15 protein-coding genes and 1 pseudogene are annotated in these 16,853 nt (G+C 69.0%); 10 read left to right on the forward strand and 6 right to left on the reverse strand.

Annotated features, from left to right (window positions below; all coding sequences use genetic code 11):
- Positions 1–73: 73 nt before the first annotated feature.
- Both OG609_RS44305 and OG609_RS44310 read left to right on the forward strand, forming a co-directional pair.
- Entirely contained in the window at positions 74–361 is a 288-nt protein-coding gene (locus tag OG609_RS44305) for a transposase (RefSeq protein ID WP_327270990.1), read from the forward strand.
- A gap of 17 nt (positions 362–378) precedes the next feature.
- Positions 379–1,269: an IS3 family transposase gene (locus OG609_RS44310; protein ID WP_327278357.1), complete on the forward strand. Its 891-nt coding sequence runs from the start codon at positions 379–381 to the stop codon at positions 1,267–1,269.
- Between the two features lie 33 nt (positions 1,270–1,302).
- Here OG609_RS44310 and OG609_RS44315 read toward each other — a convergent pair.
- Positions 1,303–2,034, reverse strand: a pseudogene (locus OG609_RS44315) (DEAD/DEAH box helicase); the annotation flags it as partial.
- A 30-nt stretch (positions 2,035–2,064) separates the two neighbouring features.
- On the opposite strand from OG609_RS44315, the gene OG609_RS44320 reads away from it, so the two are divergent.
- The 8 genes from OG609_RS44320 to OG609_RS44355 all read left to right on the forward strand — a co-directional run bounded on the left by OG609_RS44320 (position 2,065) and on the right by OG609_RS44355 (position 10,969).
- Positions 2,065–2,688, forward strand: coding sequence for a hypothetical protein (locus tag OG609_RS44320; protein WP_327277892.1), 624 nt, complete (start codon positions 2,065–2,067; stop codon positions 2,686–2,688).
- Positions 2,689–3,125: 437 nt separating this feature from the next.
- Complete coding sequence (locus OG609_RS44325) at positions 3,126–4,394, forward strand: ATP-binding protein (protein WP_327270837.1); 1,269 nt, start codon at positions 3,126–3,128, stop codon at positions 4,392–4,394.
- A gap of 103 nt (positions 4,395–4,497) precedes the next feature.
- Positions 4,498–6,159: a transposase gene (locus tag OG609_RS44330; protein WP_442818052.1), complete on the forward strand. Its 1,662-nt coding sequence runs from the start codon at positions 4,498–4,500 to the stop codon at positions 6,157–6,159.
- The gene (locus OG609_RS44335; RefSeq protein WP_327270835.1) at positions 6,156–6,548 is read left to right on the forward strand and encodes an ATP-binding protein; all 393 of its coding nucleotides are present in this window, start codon (positions 6,156–6,158) and stop codon (positions 6,546–6,548) included. Before OG609_RS44330 ends, OG609_RS44335 begins: the two co-directional genes overlap by 4 nt.
- A gap of 119 nt (positions 6,549–6,667) precedes the next feature.
- The gene (locus OG609_RS44340; RefSeq protein ID WP_327270834.1) at positions 6,668–7,747 is read left to right on the forward strand and encodes a tyrosine-type recombinase/integrase; all 1,080 of its coding nucleotides are present in this window, start codon (positions 6,668–6,670) and stop codon (positions 7,745–7,747) included.
- Complete coding sequence (locus OG609_RS44345) at positions 7,744–8,103, forward strand: helix-turn-helix domain-containing protein (RefSeq protein WP_327270833.1); 360 nt, start codon at positions 7,744–7,746, stop codon at positions 8,101–8,103. The genes OG609_RS44340 and OG609_RS44345 overlap by 4 nt, the downstream gene beginning before the upstream one ends.
- 437 nt (positions 8,104–8,540) lie before the next feature.
- Positions 8,541–9,662, forward strand: coding sequence for an integrase (locus tag OG609_RS44350; protein ID WP_327270832.1), 1,122 nt, complete (start codon positions 8,541–8,543; stop codon positions 9,660–9,662).
- Positions 9,663–9,889: 227 nt separating this feature from the next.
- Positions 9,890–10,969, forward strand: coding sequence for a hypothetical protein (locus OG609_RS44355; RefSeq protein ID WP_327270831.1), 1,080 nt, complete (start codon positions 9,890–9,892; stop codon positions 10,967–10,969).
- 32 nt (positions 10,970–11,001) lie between these two features.
- Here OG609_RS44355 and tpg read toward each other — a convergent pair whose 3' ends face one another.
- From tpg to OG609_RS44380, 5 genes are all read right to left on the reverse strand, one after another.
- Positions 11,002–11,556, reverse strand: a complete 555-nt coding sequence (gene tpg, locus OG609_RS44360; RefSeq protein ID WP_442817921.1) for a telomere-protecting terminal protein Tpg — start codon at positions 11,554–11,556, stop codon at positions 11,002–11,004.
- 361 nt (positions 11,557–11,917) lie between these two features.
- On the reverse strand, positions 11,918–12,118 hold the full coding sequence (locus OG609_RS44365) for a hypothetical protein (protein ID WP_442817920.1): 201 nt from the start codon (positions 12,116–12,118) through the stop codon (positions 11,918–11,920).
- A gap of 46 nt (positions 12,119–12,164) precedes the next feature.
- Positions 12,165–12,668: a hypothetical protein gene (locus tag OG609_RS44370; protein ID WP_327270829.1), complete on the reverse strand. Its 504-nt coding sequence runs from the start codon at positions 12,666–12,668 to the stop codon at positions 12,165–12,167.
- A 399-nt stretch (positions 12,669–13,067) separates the two neighbouring features.
- Positions 13,068–15,734 (reverse strand): DEAD/DEAH box helicase, encoded by a 2,667-nt coding sequence (locus tag OG609_RS44375; protein WP_327270828.1) that lies wholly within the window; start codon positions 15,732–15,734, stop codon positions 13,068–13,070.
- Positions 15,735–15,785: 51 nt separating this feature from the next.
- Positions 15,786–16,349: a hypothetical protein gene (locus tag OG609_RS44380; RefSeq protein WP_327270827.1), complete on the reverse strand. Its 564-nt coding sequence runs from the start codon at positions 16,347–16,349 to the stop codon at positions 15,786–15,788.
- Positions 16,350–16,853 lie beyond the last annotated feature (504 nt).

Below are 16,853 nucleotides of genomic sequence, written 5' to 3' on the forward strand. Positions count from 1 at the left end.
CTGAAGTGGACAGCCTGATACTGGGACGGATCAGTCCCGGAGGAAGCAGTCCAGGTTGAGTGGCAAGAGCAACATGAGCAAGCGGTACACGTCGGAGTTCAAGCGGGACGCGGTGGCACTGGTCCGGTCGTCAGGGCGGAACGTCACCGAGGTCGCCCGGGAACTCGGTGTGAGTGCGGAGGGGCTTCGCGGCTGGGTGAAGCAGGCGAAGGTCGACTGCGGCGAGGGGGCGCCCGGCGCGCTGACCACGGCGGAGAAGGATGAGCTCCAGCGGCTGCGCAGGGAGAACCGGGAACAGCAGCAGACGATCGAGATCTTGAAAAAAGCAGCGGCCTTCTTCGCGAAGGAGACGATGAAGTAGGCACGCTGTGCCGTTTCATCGACGCGGAGAAGGCCGCCGAGGCCAACCCTGGCGGCTACAGCGTGGCTTTGCTGTGCCGTGTCACGGGGATCAACCGCTCCACCTTCTACTCCTGGCTGGCGGCCCGGCCGACAGCGGCCGAACGACAGTGCGCCGAGGACGAGTTGAGCGAGGAGATCCGTGAGATCCACGCCTCCTCGCGGGGTGCCTACGGCGCCCCGCGCGTGCACGCCGCGCTGCGGCGCAAGGGACATGCGATCAACCGGAAGAAGGTCGAGCGGATCATGCGCGAGCGCGACATCCGCGGCATCACCCGCCGCAGACGCCGCCACCTGACGCAACAGGACACCAAGGCCGCACCGGCTCCGGACCTGGTCGGCCGCGACTTCACCGCTAACCGGCCCGGCATGAAGCTCGTCGGTGACATCACCTATCTGCCGACGATCGACGGCTGGTGGTATCTCGCGACCGTCATCGACCTGGCGACGCGCGAGGTGATCGGTTACGCGATGGCCGAACACCATCGTGCCGAGCTGGTCACCGACGCGCTGCGGATGGCCGCCGGCCGCGGTGACCTTCAGGGTGGCTGCATCATGCACACCGATCGCGGAAGCGAGTACACGAGTGGCGAATTCCGCCGCGAACTACAGGAGTTGAACCTGAGGCAGAGCATGGGAAGAACCGGCATATGCTACGATAACGCCGCAGCCGAGAGCTTCTTCGGACTGCTGAAAGCGGAGATCGGCACCGCCGTCTGGGAGAGCCGCGAGGCGGCCCGCGCTGACATCTTCCGCTTCATCGAGGTCGAGTACAACCGCACCAGGCTCCGCAAGCACCCCGAGTTCGGGTACCTCACCCCACTCGAAACCCGAGCCAGGCTGCAGCACGACTTCACCCCCGCAGCGTAAGCAACCGCTGTCCAAGACCAGGGGGGAACTTCACTCCGAGTGACTGCGTAGGCCTTGGAGCACGGCCACAAGGGGCGCGAACGAGGCGGAGGCGACCATGTCGGTCGGGTCCTCGCCCGGCTGAAGGAAGACCGGCACGATGATGCGCGCGACCTTGGTGGTGCCGTCCGGGTTCGGGCGGAGCGCGCGGCCGATGTTCTGCACGATCTCCACCTGCGAGCCGCGGGTGTCGGCGAAGCACACGGCCTCCACGCCCCGCTCGCCCACGATGTCGACGCCTTCGCCGAGGACGCGAACGCTCGCGAGGAAGGCGCGGTGGACCCGCCGGCCGTCAGCGTCCACACCGTTGGCGAACTGCTTCAGGGTCTCGCGCCGTTCGGAGACGAGGTGGTCGCCGCACAGCCATGCCGACCACACCCGGTCCGGCGGGACATGGCGGCCAGGCTCCAGCTCGTAGAACTCAGCGTCGATCGTCGAGGCGGGCAGGCGTTCCGCGTTGGCGATCGCGGCGTCGGACGCCTCGGCCGCATACAGCTCGGCCGCCGTCTCCGGCAGCCTCGTAGCGAACGCGGCGGCCTCCTCCACCCGCTGGTGGAAGGTCATCACGGTCTTGAGGTTGTGGCGCGTGGCATGCTCCAGGAGCGCGGCCTGGAGCAGCGCGAGCCGACGCCCCCGCAGCGCTTCCTCGGACAGTCCGAGGACCGGGTCCGGATCCCGAACTTCTAGAACATCAATCTCAAAACCTGCCAAAATACCCCGCTCGATGTTCCCGCCCACGACACCGTCCGCGACACTGTGACGATCGCGGTGCCCAGGGACGCGGCGCCGGGTGAGAGCTATGCAGTGGTCTGGGCGCAAGTCAGGGGTGGTCGAGGTGGTGGTGTCGCCCTGGTGAGCCGCACTGGCATCCGGATGTATGTCTCAGTCGGGGGCCACAACCCCCCGGCCCCGAACTTCACCGCGCGCACGATGACGGCTGAACGTGGCCCGGACGGGCGCGCGATCGTGCGTGCCCGGATCACCAACACCGGGGGCCGCGCTCTGGACCTGTCCGGCACCCTGAAGCTCGCCTCGGTGTCGGGAAGCCTGAGCGCGGGCCCCTACCAGGTACAGCTGGGCACGAGCTTGGCACCCCATCAGTCCGAGCCCGTGATGATTCCGGTAACCGACCAAGTAGCCGACGGCCCTTGGCGCGCCACCCTGGAACTGAGAAGCGGACTGCTCGTCAAGAAGTTCCACGCGAAGATCAAATTCCCGCGCACCTCGGGCATCTCCCCGGCAGCCGCCGTGGACACCGAAGCATCCGGCGGTGGCGCGCTCAAAATGCTGGTCGCGGGGATCCTCCTATTGAGCACCGCTCTTCTGATCGCCAGCGCCCGCATCCGTCGCCGACACGGTAGAAGAACCGCTGACGCGTAACGCCCCTGCCCCGACGCCGCCCGCTGAGGTCGCCCGTGTCGCTGCGCTCTACGCGGCTCGGCTGAAGGAGCTGGAGGCCACCGGCCTGTAGCGGTCGGCGTCTTCGCGGGCCAGGGGGAGGGCGGCCACGGCGGTGGGCCCGGGAAGCCTGTGCGGCTGGAGGTGGGCGGGCATCAGCGCCCATGTGCGATGTGCCGGTTTGGTGTCAGTGGGTGGGTGTCAGTGACGGGGTGTCAGGTGGGGGTGTTTGTGCTGGTGGGGTGTTGAGGTCGGGGCGGGGTCACTGACGTGGGGTGGTGTCTGTTGCCGATGCCACTGTCGTGGGGCGGTACACCCCATCTCGTGTCGCTGTCACGGGAACGGTATTTCTGATCTTTTTGCGGGGCGGGTGGGTTCACGGTGGTCTTCTGTCGGGCGTGTGGCCGGGGGAGGACCGGGTGGGGGAGCGGGAGCTTGAGGGCTTGGTCTCGGTGTCGCGGCCGGTGTTGGTGGGGCGGTTGCTTCAGCTGGATGCGGCTGGTGGTGTGACGTCGGCGCATGTGCGGGCGGGGGCGCAGTTGGCGGGGGTGCATCCGCGGACGGTGTGGCGGTGGGTGGAGGCGGCGCGCAGTGAGGGCCGTGTGGAGCGTCGGAGGCGTTCCCGGTTCGAGTTGTCGGAGGAGGCGTGGGAGGTACTGGCGCAGGCGGGCGGCAATGTGTCTGTGTTCTACCGGCATTTGAAGGAGTGCGGGGACGGGGATGCGGGAGTGTCGCTGGCTTCGGTGTACCGAGCGGTTCAGCGTGAGCTGGCCTCGGGGCGGGTGTTGCCGGACCGTGCCGTGGTACGCCGGGCGCGGGCTGAGCGGGAGGCCCGGCAGGCTCTGGCAGACCTTGCCGTCGCGGGTGTGGGCACCGGCACGCCGTCTGCTTGTGCCGCGGCTGGTCCGGCTGAGCTGACGCCCGCAGGGCGGGAGGCCGCGCCGGCGGGGGACGTGCCGGGCGTGGTGGTGCCGATGGGGGCTCAGGCGGTGCGTACGGCGTCGGTGCGTGCGGTGGCCGAGGCGGTGGGGCAGGCGATGGCGGCCGGGGGCGCGGCGTGTGTGTTCGGGGATGCGGGGCGGGGCAAGACGGTGGCGCTGCGGATGGCGCTGTCGGATCCGCCGGTGGGCTGGGGCGTGTCGTGGGTGCGGGTGCCGGTGCGTCCGTCGGTGTCGGAACTGCGGCGGGCGGTGTTCGAGGCTCTGGTGTTGCCGGGCCGGTTTCCGCACCGTTCGGCCGAGGCCGATGAGCGGATCGTCGGCGCCCTGGACGAGGCTCGGGTGCTGGTGGTGGATGAGGCACAACGGTTGCCAGCGCCGTGTCTGGAGTATCTGCAGTCGTTGTGGGACCACCCGCAGGCCCGGGTGGCGCTGGTGCTGTGCGGGGCGGGTAGCGAGCGCGCGGTGGCGCGTGTGCCGCAGTTGGCGTCGCGGGTCTGCGCGTGGCAGGAGGTAGGGCGTCTCGCCGGGAGCGAGGTGGCTGCGACGGTGTCTGCCTTTCATCCGCTGTGGGCTGGCGTCGCGGGTGGGGAGGTGGCGTGGATCGACCAGTCCTGCACGCACGGTGTCTTCCGTACCTGGGCTGCCTTGACGACGCATCTGCAGAACGCGCTGCTTACCGTGCCGGATGCGACGGTGGACCGGGCGCTGCTGCGGCGTCTGTTCCGGCGTTTGAGCCCTCCGGTCTGAGCGAATGTGCGGACAGGAGGGGGAGATGGAAGACGGTGGTGCGGTCGGCGCCGGGCGGGGCGGGCTTCCGGAAGCGTCGCGTACCGCGCTGCGCGGTGTGGCGGTGCGTCGGCTGCTCGCTCTGCGGGTGCGGGGCGAGCTGAAGACCGGCCATGTCCGGGTGGCGGCGGATGCGCTGGGGGTGTCGGAGCGCACCGTGTGGCGGTGGCTGGCCGAAGCCGGCCGCGACGAACGGGCAGCTGACGAGCCCGGGGCACGGGCCCAGACCGGCACGAGGTTCACGATCACACCGGAGGTCCGCGCGCTGCTGGCGCTGTGGAAGGGCAATGTCGCCGCGGTGCAGCGTGAGCTCGCTGCCCGCGCGGCCGGGCGCCCAGTAGCTGATGTCGGTACACAGGCCGGGCCGCCGCCGGGTACAGCTCTGCCGCCGGATGTGCCGTCGTTGACGACGCTGCACCGGGCGATCCGTCGTGATCTGATGCCGGGGGAGCGGGCCGGGCTTGCGGGTGGGGAGCGGGCGGCGCGCAAGCATGATGTGTTCCTGGCCCGGCCGCGGGGCTGGCGCAACCAGGTGTGGGAGACCGACCACATGCAGGCGCCGGTGCTGGTCGATGTCGAGGGCAAGGCCCGCAGGCCGTGGATCACCTGGTTCACCGACTGCGCCACCAACGCGATCACCGGGGTGGCCGTCACGCCGGTGCATCCGTCGCGGGAGTCGGTGCTGGCCGCGCTGCGCTCTGCGGTCCTGCGGGAGGAGCCCTACGGTCCGTTCGGTGGTCTGCCGGAGAAGGTACGGGTGGACCGCGGCAAGGACTTCTTGTCCAGGACGGTGACCGCCGCGTTCGATCTCCTGGACGTGACGGTGGAGGACCTGCCCGCCTACACCCCCCACCTCAAGGGCACCGTGGAGGGCCTCAACCGGGCGGTGGAGAGCATGTTCCTGGCCGCGCTGCCCGGCTACGCCCGCCAGCCCCGCCCCGGCAAACGGGCTTCCCGCCCGAAGGACGAAGTGCTGCTCGGCTTCGAGGACTTCACCGCCCGGCTGCTGGCCTGGACGCTCTGGTGGAACACCGAGCACCGCCCGGCGCCGCTGCGGGGCAAGACTCCGCTTGAGGCGTGGCAGGACGATCCCACCCCGCTGCGGGACGTGCCCGCAACAGATCTGTGGACGTTCACCCTGGAGGACGCCGGCACTCGCACGCTGACCACCCGCGGCATCCGCTTCAGGAAACGCGACTACGTGGGGCCGTGGATGACCGGCCAGGCCGGGATCCAGGTCAGGGTCCGCTTCATGCCCCACCACGACCACCGCATCGAGGTCTACCACGCCGCCACTGGCCGCTACCTGGGTCCCGCGGACCTGGCCGACCAGGCCACCGACGAACAGATCAGCGCTGTACGAAGAGCGCGGGCCGCCCGCACCCGCCGCCTGAAGAAGGACCTGGAGGCCTCCCAACGCGAGCGCTACGCCGCCGTGAACCAGCCGGAGGCGCCTCGGCGGCTCGGCGCGCTGACCACCGCGCAGGCCGAGGCGGAACTTGCCCAGACTGCCGACACCGACCTCGCGCAGATCGCGCTGCCGGACCTCATCCCGCCCGCCGCGCCCCCGGCCGACTGGCGCACCCCAGCTTCCCTGGCCGCGCTGACCACGCCAGGCCTGCCCGTCCCGCTCCCGTCCGGCCGTGACTCCACCGCTACAGCCCCGGACGGCTCGGACGGACGGGCCGCACGTCCCACCACCGACGAAGACGGAGACGCCTCGTGACCGCGGCCACCTACCAGTACGTCGACCTGCCCGATGCGTCCGTGGTCACCACCCGCGCCCTGCTCACCGCCCGGGAGAACATCACCGACACCGTCGCCGCCCGCGCCATGATGTGCATCCACGGCGGCGCCGGCTTCGGCAAGACCCTCGCCGTCAACACCTGCCTGCGAAACCTCGAACCGCACGAGGACGTCCGCAAGATCACCTTCCGGGCCCGGCCCACCGCCCGAGCGGTGCGCTACGAACTGTTCACCGCGCTCGACCTGGCCGGGGAACCACCGCGCCACCCCAGCGAGTTCGACCGCCTGCTGAAAACCGCCCTGGCCGAGCGCCCCCGTACCTTCCTGGTGGATGAGGCCCAGTGGCTCAACGGGGAGGCGTGTGGATGACCGGGTTATTCGTGAGGTGAGGGTTGCTTTTCTGCAGCTGTCTCGTTGATGGATTCGGTGGCACAGAGGTTGTTCAGGTGCCGCCTTAACCAAGAGTCATTGCTGGTTGGTGGTGGAGTGTGGCGGGGAAGCCGTTTCTTCGGCTGGTCGAGGGCGGGCTCTGCGGCCCTGCTCCCGAGGCCGGGCAGGTACCCGATGTGTGGGCGTTCCAGACCCGCTGCGTGCAGGCATTCGCCTCGACATGGACAGCGAGAGGCTTCGCTCCCACCACGATCGGCTGCTACACGTCGCTGCTGCAACGGGTGCTGGACCACTATGACCGGCCGGTGTGGCAGATCGAGCCGGCCGATGTGGACGCGATGCTCCACTCCCTGGTGGTGGCGGGGCGGGCGGCGGGGACCAGACGCCAGTACCTGCAGATGCTCCGCACGTTCCACACCTTCATCCAGGCCCGCTACGCCACCGAGATCCGCACCCTGTACGGCACCCCAGTGGCCAACCCGCTGGACCGGTTCAACCGGCTGCGCCATGTCTTCGACGACACCCCGCGCATCCTGCCGCCCACCGCCGAGCGCCTCACCGCGTTTTTCGCCTTCGCCCGCCAGCGCCTGACCACCACGTCCGACTACCCGGCCGCGGCAAGGGACTACGCACTGCTGCGCACCCTCTACCACTCCGCTCCCAGAGTGAGCGAAGCCATTCGCTTCGACCAATGCGACGTCCATCCCGCACTCGGCCCGACAGGCAAACTCCACGTCCGATTCGGCAAGGCGGCCAACACCTCGGGGCCCCGCCCGAGATGGGCACCCATGCTCGACGGACTGGACCAGATCCTCGCCTGGTACCTGGGAGACGTACGCCCCTTCTTCCCCGACACCGCCCCGCTGTTCTGCGACGCCCACGGCCAGCCGCTGAAGCCGGACACCGTACGCGACCGCCTCTGCCACCTCCTGGACCTGGAAGGCCGCCCCGCAGACGACCGGTTCACCCCGCACGATCTGCGCCGGGCCTGCGCGACCCACACTACGAGAAGGGCATGGACCTGCTCACCGTCCAGCAGCTCCTCGGTCACTGGCACATCGCCTCGACGATGGCCTACGTGCGGCCCTCGCTCACCTTCGTCGAAGACGCCTGGCGCCGCGCCACGTCGACCGCCGTCACTAACCTGGCCAGCTGACCCCAGGGCAGGACACCCATGACCACACCACCCCCTCTGCACGCCGTCGAGCCCATGCCCCCGCCACCGCAGGTGGAGTGGAGACTTCGGATGACCGCGGCACAGCGCGGTATCTGGACCGGCACCGAACTGCGCCGCCTGCTCGCCGAGCGGGCCGGTCTCGAGCTGTCTGCGGCATCGGTGTCCGCCCTGTTCACCAAACAGCCCTCCCAGGTGAAGCTCTCTACCCTGGCCGCCCTGTGCGCCGCCCTGGACTGCACCCCAGGCGACCTGCTTACCGTCGGCGAGCCCGCCATACCCCCACCACCTGGACCACGCACCACCCCACCACCTCGACAGCAGCCCGTGCCCAGCCACCGATCCCTGCCACCGCTGTGACCGCACCCCGCCCCGCACACCCCGCGACGGACCCGCCCACGACCACCCGTGCCACACCCTCTCGTGTCAAAGACAACTGCCCGGCCTGCCACCGACTGCGCTGGCTGCACCCCGACACCGGCCGCTGCCCCTGGTGCTCACGCACCTGCACGCTCTGCGGCGCACCACGGCGCTCCGCCCAGGACCTGTGCGCGGCATGCCGACGCCGATCCGCCGGAGAACGAGCTCGGGGCCCCTGCCAGCACTGCGGACGCCGACGTGCCCTCGACGCGGCGACCCAGCGCTGCCGAGCTTGTACCGATCCCACTGCCGCCCCGCCCCCAGCCCACTGCGAGCAATGCGGAACCAGCGGCCGGTGGGCCAAAGGCCTCTGCAAGCGCTGCTACGAGCATTCACCCCACACAGTCCTGACCCGCGCGGCGGGCTGGGCCAAGCGCATGCCCGCCCCGCCCTCCTGGTGGAGCGACCTCGCCGTACACCTCGCAGCGCACCGACACCCGATCTACGCGGCCGACCTCATCGCCACCACCGCGCGCCTGCTCCTCCACGCCGAGTCCTGCGACCCCTGCAGCCTCCTCGCCCGCGCTAAAAGCGATGCCCCCGAACTCGTCGGAGCGCTCACCGACTTCTTCCGCACCCACGGCCACCTCGACCCACCACCACGCCGCTCCGACAGACGAGCAACAGAACGCCGAGCCCGCCGCATCGAGGCCACACCCACCCCTCTGCGCCCCCAGGCCAAGAAGTTCGCCGCCTTCCTCCTGCGACAGCGCGAGCAAGCCGAACAACTGGGACTACGCCCCAACCAGCTGAAAACCATCGAGATCCGACTTACTGCCGTCCGCGACCTGGCCCTCCACCTCCACACCGAGGGCCACACGAACTGGGCCAGTGTCACCACCGCCCATCTGGAATCCTTCCTGGCCCTCAACCCGGCCCTCCGCGCATCCCGACTCGCGGGACTGCGCCAGTTCTTCGCGTACGCCCACTACTCCAAAGCCATCCTCCACAACCCCACCGACCCCATAAATGCCGTACAGCACAGGGGATTCAAAGGTCCCACCCTCACCCTGACCCAGCAGCGCACCCTGTACCAGCGGTGGACCACCCACCACGACATACACCCGCACGAGGCATTCATCGGCCTCGCCGCCCTGCTCCACGCAGCAACCATCACCGAGCTGCGCCAGCTCTCTGACACCGGGATCAACCCCCATCACCACAGCGTCCACTTCCCCGGCAGATCCCTGGCCATCCCGCTCGACGACGCGACCTGGACCGCACTCCAACGCTGCCAAGAACACCGACACCAACTGGGCTCGGACAACCCCCACCTGCTCGTCACTCGGCTCACCCGCACCCACCACGGCCCCGCCGGCGCCGCTCACATCCGCGACACCCTCGCCCCTACTGGCCTCCGGCCCCGCATCCTGCGCTCTACTCGCCTGCTCACCCTCGCCGATGAACTCGACGCCAAGACCCTCACCACCTCACTGGGGATGTCCTACGCAGGAGTCGCCCACTACCGGCCCAGCCCGAACCTCACCAAACCAATATGACGGTCCGAGCCCGGCGAACCGCTTGAGCTGCTCCTCGCAATGTCTATGTCCACCCAGGCATGGTGCCTTAGCGGTCTCTGGATCACCCCACGCCGTAAAGGGCTGCCTCCCGGCACACGGCAGGCAACCCTCCGCCGGAACTCATGCCCAGTCCACGCTCAGCTTCCGTAGTGCGTCGCGCTGTTCCGCGCTGAGTTTGTCCCGCCGCGACTTCGCCGTCCATCACTGTGGTCCTGGACCCCGGCGACGACGCGATTCACACGCACACTGCTCTGGCCGCCCACCATCCGCCGTCCGGCCGGATCACCCTGCACCCCGGCCCGGGCACCACCAGCGAGACCGGCCTCGCCCACGACCTTCTCGCCGCCCTGGGCAAACCGCCCCTGCTCCCGGGCCGCTTCCTTGCCGGCCGTCAGCCCGCCTGGCAAGCAGCTACCGCCTGGATGACCGCCCTGCCCATTACCCGGCTGACCGTCCTGCGCGCCCACCGCCTCACCGCCCGCCGCACGACGCGCCTCCTGCAGCTACAGGCCCTCACCGGTATCCACCTGACCCTGGTCTGCCACCGCCCACACCTCCCCGCCGCTCTCCACCAGGCCCTGCAGACGGCCGACTACTCCCTCACCGCCGACTTCGAGGCTGCCCACCGCCACTACTACGGCACGCCTGTCACCGAACCCCCGCCCGCAGACGAGCCCGCCGGGCCAGTCGGCCGGTGGCTCAACCTGCCCGCACTGGACCGCCTCGTCTCCTACGACAGCCCCCGCCCCTGCGCCGACCCGTGCACGCCACCGTCGATCGCCTGGCGGCACCGCCCACCGCCCGCGCCTCTCACCGCGCCCACCGCCCGGCGCGTCGCCCACCGGCTGCACGCGGCGACCGCACATCCTCGCCTGGCCGCGGCCGTCGCTGCCGCACTGTTCACCGGCGCCTCCCTCCAGCAACTCGCCACCGCCCGCCCCCGCGACTACGACGACGCCGCGGCCATGCTCGCCCTGCACGACCGCGCCCGCTACACCGACGGCTGCGCCGCCTACCCCGTACCGCCCTGGGCCGGCGGCTTCCTGCGGGCCGCGGCCTGCTTCACCCGCCTCGCCTCCGGCGAGGAGCAGGAATTGCTTGCCGCGCCAGGGGACCGTGGGCACCTGCTGCGCGTGGCGGAGACGGCCAGGCTGCGCCCGCCCCAGCCGCTCGCGGCTCGCCGCAAAGGCCCGGTCGGCCGTGTGGAGTGGGACTGGCGCGAGCGGCAGGAAGCCGAGAGGTACGAAGCGGTACCGGCCAGCCGCGCCAGGTCCCCACGACGCTGAACACCCTGACGTTGTTACGCGACGGGCCAGGCTCAGCCGATCGAGAAGTCGGCGAACTCGAGGTCGCTGAAGGCGATGTGCAGGCCGTGGGCGCGGTGGCCCCCGTCGCGGAAGTAGGCGTGCCCCAGCGCGCGAGCGAGGATCACCATCTGCTGCTGCTCGCCTGCGCCGGCATCCCGGGCGGCGAAGAGTTCCCGGGCGACCTCTCCAGGCAGGTACTGGGTGATCCACCGCACCCGCGGGTCGTCCGAGGAGCCTGCAGGAGCCGCGAACCCGAATCGCGCCCTGGTGTGGAAGACGAAGCCCTCCGCCTCGGCCTGGGCACGCCGACGGGCCCGTATTCGGGGCTGCCACCGAGCCAGGACCGCTTCCTCGATCGCCTGGGCATGCTGCGCACCTGGCGGACGACGTGTTCCGGGCTTCTTTGTCACCCACCGCTGCACGGTGCGCTGTGAAACGCCCAGGAGGCGTGCCACCTTCTTCGTGGAGCCCTTCTCGGCCCTCATGAGGAAACGCAGTGCCGAGGCGCCTGTAGGTACCGGGCGCGTCAGCAGCGCTCGCTCAATTCCGTCGCTGATCTCCCCCACGACTCTCCCCGGCGCTTGACCCCTATGGCTGTCTGCGCTGCCATACCTCTCACAGACGCGGCCTCCCACGATCGAGATCCGCCGTACAGGGCACACGATGGGCAAACCTGGGCTACAGACGCAGAACGGGAGACAGGGACGGTGACGGACCGAGGGCAGAGCGCCCCGGTTCGACCCGCCGATTGCCAGTGCTGCGTGGGCGTCTTTGGGTACGCAACAGGGCAACGAGCAAAGTGCTGAGGTGCATGCCATGGCTGTGCGTGCACCCACTGCGCGAGTGCCGTCAGCCCGCACTGGAACGCCTGCTGCGCCTTGCTCGGGGAGGAGCCGCGCCCAGGTGTCCGGGCTTCTGCTGCTCCAGTCACAGTCCGATGTCGTCGCCGTCCATGAGGACGCCGGGTGTGATGCCGGGCAGCTGGCCGTCGGCATCGGCCAGGTCGGCGAGGACGCGGTGGTGGCGTTGCCAGTCCAGTGGCCAGGGGCAGTTCCAGTCCGGGTCGTTCGCGGTGAGCTGCGCCGCGCGCTGCGCCGCCCGCTCCGGGTCCTGTGCTGCCCACTTCAATCCGAGGTCGACGAGGGGCCTTGACCCTGGAATCCTGCTGATGCCGCTACGCCGCTGCGCCTCCGAGGATCCTCAGTGAGTACCTCTCGTATGCGCGGTGCAGAACCATCCTCACCGGGCCCGAGACCAACACTCCGCTGACAACGTACTCCTTTTCGATTCCCGTCTTGGTCACCTGCTTCTCGTACAGGGAGTCGGTCTCCTTCTTCGCCCGGTCGAGCCACGAGGACGCCTTGTCATGGTCGATTCCGGCGACGTCGAGACCTGTGCAGGAAGCCAGGAACTCGAAATCGCCTGGTTCCTTCGTACCCGCGCGGCACAGCAGGGAGGACATGTTCTTGTGATCGGCGTAGCCGGCCGACACGGTCATCCCGTTCTTGCCGCGCCCGTGAACGTACGTCCTCATTTTCCCGTTGGGCATCTCCTGCTCGATGGGCTTTTCGAGTCGGATCTTCCAGTCCTTCGCCAGTCCGGTGAGGAAATCGTTCCCGGTGTATCCCGTGGCCATCGTCCTGCCCGGGCTAAGCGTGGCCTGTTTGTCGCTGGTCACCGCATGCTTGGGCAGATCGGAGGCCTGCGGCAGGGTCTGTGTTGCGGACGGCTCGGGACGAGGTGCCACTGTCCTCGGCGCTTGTGGCGATGCCACGCCGGGGCTGTCCTGGCCACAGGAGGCGGTTCCCACCGCGCCGGCGACGAGAGTTATCAGTACGACGGGAACGCGGAGGGCGGCCCGTGTCCCGAGCCACTGTCCACCCGAACGCGCCCTCTGGATCTGGGGTATCACCGAGAGCCCACTCCTGCCGGGAACTTGAAGCCGTCCTGGACGACAGCCGCCAGCATTCCGGATACGGCCATGATTCTCTTGCGTACTTCTCTCATGTGCACATGCTCTCCGAGGGTGATGTCTGCCGATGCGGAAGCGACTTGCTATTGAAACCAGCACCGGACGCTACACGGCCCACTCCACCCCGAGCTTGCGTAGTGCGTCGAGTTGTTCGGCGGTGAGCTTGTCCCGCCTGGACTTGGTGTTGCTGTACCAGATGCCGAGCTTGGTCTCGGTTCCGTCGGGCAAGGTCTCCACCGCCTTCCGGGGTACCGGTCGGCCCACGCCTTCCCGTTCGACCCATTGCGCGAGTGCCGTCAGGCCTCGCTGGAACGCCTGCTGTGCCTTGCTCGGGCCCTTCGCCGTACGCGGGGCAGCCTGGGCGGCAGGCGCCGCCTCAGCGGGCTGGACGCCCAGCGCGGTCAGCCGCTCCTGCTGCTCGGGGAGGAGCTTCGCCCAGGTGACCGGCTGCTTCTGCTGCTCCAGCCACTTGCCGATGTCATCGCCGTCCATCAGCACGCCAGGCTGGATCTCGGGCAGCACGCCATCGGCGTCGACCAGGTCCGCGAGCACCCGGTAGTGCCGCTGCCAGTCCAGTGGCCAGGGGCAGTCCCAGTCCGGGTCGATCGCGGTGAGCTGCGCCGCGCGTTCCGCCGCCCGCTCCGGGTCCTTGCCCAGGCCGTTCTTCTGGCCCTTCCGGCGGAGGTTGGCCATGTGCTGGCCGACGGGCGTCATCGCCTCGCCCTCGCCCCATACCGCGTCTTGCCGGGGTGCGAGGTGTCCGGTGGCCCGCTGGTAGGAGCGGAGCGCGGCGAGTTTGTTCTCCCAGGCTTCTTCGCCGGGCTCCCAGACCATCCCGGCTTCGGGTGCGTCCAGCAGGGTCTTGCGCCGCGCTTCCAGCTCCCCGGCCCGCAGTGCTTTCCGCTGCTGGTGCACCCACCTCCCAAGGGGGAAGTCCTTCGTGACGCCCACCTCGACCTCAACGTCGTAGGGCACGGCATAGAGGCCGGTGATCTCGTTCTCGGCTCGCCAGCGGAGGAGGGCCTGGTAGCCCTCGAGCCAGACCAGGCTCTCGGGCCGGTAGACCCGGGTGCGCAGGAATGCGGCGATGGTCGCGGCGTCACGAGGGGTGGAGAAGTGGAGTAGGGCGGACTCGGCGGCGGCGTGGGTGTCGTCCTGCTCCTGGTCCTCGCTGTGGTCCTGGCCGCTGGCTCCGACGATCCGTCCGTCCTCGTCGCGCTGGACGTGGACCTTGCGCTTGCCGCTGGTGAGGGCGCGGGAGGCGAGCTGTTCGACCAGGCGCTCATCGTGACTGCGCAGGCCCTGGAGAACCGCCACAAGGGGCCGGAACGAGGCGCTGGCGACCATGTCGGTCGGGTCTTCGCCGGGCTCCAGGAACACCGGCACGATGATCCGGGCCACCTTCGTGCTGCCATCCTTGTTGAGCCGCAGCGCCCGGCCGATGTTCTGCACGATCTCGACCTGGGAACCGCGGGTGTCCGCGAAGCAGACAGCCTCCACACCTCGCTCACCGGTGATGTCGACGCCTTCCCCGAGCACGCGAACGCTCGCGAGGAACGCGCGGTGGACCCGGCGGCTGGCGGCGTCGATGCCGCCTGCGAACTGGCGCAGCACCTCGCGCCGCTCGCTGACGAGGTGGTCGCCGCACAGCCACGCCGACCAGACGCGGTCCGGGGGTACGTGGCGGCCGGCCTCGAGTTCGTAGAACTCCGCGTCGATGGAGGACTTCGGCAGCTTGTCCGCGGCGGCCAGGTCCTCGTCGGATGCGTCGTTGACGTACAGCTCGGCAGCGGTCCGAGGCAGCTTCTCCGCGAACGCGGCGGCTTCCTCCACCTTCTGGTGAAACGTCATGACCGTGCGGAGGTTGTACGCGGCGGCGTGCTCCAGGAGCGCGGTCTGCAGGAGGGCCAGGCGCCGGCCGCGCCGCGCCTCTTCGGACTCCCCGATCACGGGGGAGGGGTCGCGGATCTCCAGCACGTCGATCTCGAACCCGGCGAGGATCTCGCGCTCGATCGCCTCGCTCAGACCGAGTTCTGCGAGCCACGCGCCGTACGTGCCGTCCGGGTCGTCGGCCATGGTCGCAATCTCCACCTCCTGGCCGTCCGCGCCCTTCTGCGGCCGGGCCGCGGCGAGGATGCGCGGCGTGGCGGTCAGGTAGAGCCGGAAGGCCGCCGGGATACGGGCGTTGTCATGGATCGCCGCCCACGGACGACCAAGATCACCAGCGGTGCCGTGTGCCTCATCCACGATCGCGAGGTCGAAGCCCGCCATCTGCTGGCCATAGAGCCGCTCTCCGCCCGCCAGAGCGGCCTCCAACGGCCCACGAACCTTCCCCTGGCCCATCGGTGCGTCGATGTCCTCGCGGTCCACCAGGGAGGCGTACGTGGCGAACACGACGACCGGCCCGGACCCGGCCCACAGGGCCAGTTGGATCGGGTTGGTGGTGGTGCGCACCCCCAGCGAGTTGAGGACCGCATCGTTCTCCAGCGAGCACACCGCGACCATCGGGGCCCGGTGGCCCACCAGGCGCCACGCTTGGGCGGTCTGCACGAGCAGGTCCAAGGTTGGCACGGTCACCAGGATCCGGCCGCCCGGGAAGCAGTCCAGCGCGCACGCGGCGGCCGTGATCGTCTTGCCCGAGCCGGTCGCTGACACGATCGTGCCCCGGCCACCCTGCGGGGGCACAGATGACCTTGCAGGAAAACCAACCCACCTCCGGAATTTTTCCTTCTGATCTACCTGATGCTCTCGAAGCTGAAAATAACCCTTCACTCTGCTCGCTCTCTCATCTCGCCTGTTCAACCGTCGCCGTAAAATAAATTCTCACCAACCGTGCTCAGGAGGGCCGATGACGTCCTTTCCGATCATGCGAGCAAGGTGACGTGCTCTGTCTTCATCACCGGGATAGACGTGGACGTAGACCGTATGTCCCGCCACTGGTTCATGGTTGGCATCGATGTTGAAGCAGGCCTGAACGCCTGTGCGTGCGTACTCAGGTCCTAGGCCGAGCTCCGGTATGGCCGGCCACCTGAGAGCCATCCACGCGAGCTGCCCCCACACCGCAGGGCGCAGCACCTCTACGGCCCTGGAGAGAACGTCCCCCTCCAAGACTTCCTCCGCATCAAGCTGCATGGGCAGCAGTCCAGTCAACACCGCGGCGTCATCAGACAGGTCGGCACCCCGAAAGTTAGAACGACGGTGGGAGAACCACGCATCCGGAAAGAGGTTACGAGCCTTCAGCACATCATCGACATCGCCCAGCTCTGCATCGAGGTATCCAGTCTCGCCTTCATAACCCTCTCCGCACCGGACAAGATCGAAAGCCACAGAAATAATGCTTGCTGCGTCAAAGGTTCGGTAGATCGGATAAGCCTGCGCGTTGCCCATCAGTGGTCCCCAAGCCATCAGTATGTCACTCGTTTCTGCCAACGGTACATGCTGAATCAAACTTGATGCACCCACTACACTGGAACCCGATACGGACGAGCGACCCCCCACCCCTTGTAGCCAGCCAAGCCCGCGTAGCGGGCTTCAGGTCCTGGAGGCGTAGCCGGAAGAACCAGGGTGGGGGAGCGCAGCGGACACACCATCAGACGGATGCGAAGTATCCGTCAACTCCCTTACAAGAGTTCCGATCACTCGCGCCTGACATCCCGCCAGACAGGGCCCCGCACAGCGGGGCCCACCGGCCCGCAACGCGGGCGCCCCCCAACTCCAGGAGCGAAGCGGAGGGAGTTGGCCCGGCTCTGCCGGGCACACTGCGCGAAGCGCAGACTCCGTGAAACGGAGTCAGCTCTGGTGCGCAGCACCAGAGTCCGCACCCGCGGAGCGGGTGCGCAACCACCGCGCAACGCGCGGTGGTTCGCTTGCACATCGCGCAGCGATGTGGTA

The sequence above is a fragment of the Streptomyces sp. NBC_01224 genome, assembly GCF_036002945.1.
GTDB lineage: Bacteria > Actinomycetota > Actinomycetes > Streptomycetales > Streptomycetaceae > Streptomyces.

Excerpts from the sequence above, each read along its gene's own strand:
- OG609_RS44305 (WP_327270990.1), top strand. The coding sequence starts at position 74 with ATGAGCAAGCGGTACACGTCGGAGTTCAAGCGGGACGCGGTGGCACTG.
- OG609_RS44350 (WP_327270832.1), top strand. The coding sequence starts at position 8,541 with ATGCCCGCCCCGCCCTCCTGGTGGAGCGACCTCGCCGTACACCTCGCA.
- OG609_RS44345 (WP_327270833.1), top strand. The coding sequence starts at position 7,744 with ATGACCACACCACCCCCTCTGCACGCCGTCGAGCCCATGCCCCCGCCA.
- OG609_RS44380 (WP_327270827.1), bottom strand. The coding sequence starts at position 16,349 with ATGGGCAACGCGCAGGCTTATCCGATCTACCGAACCTTTGACGCAGCA.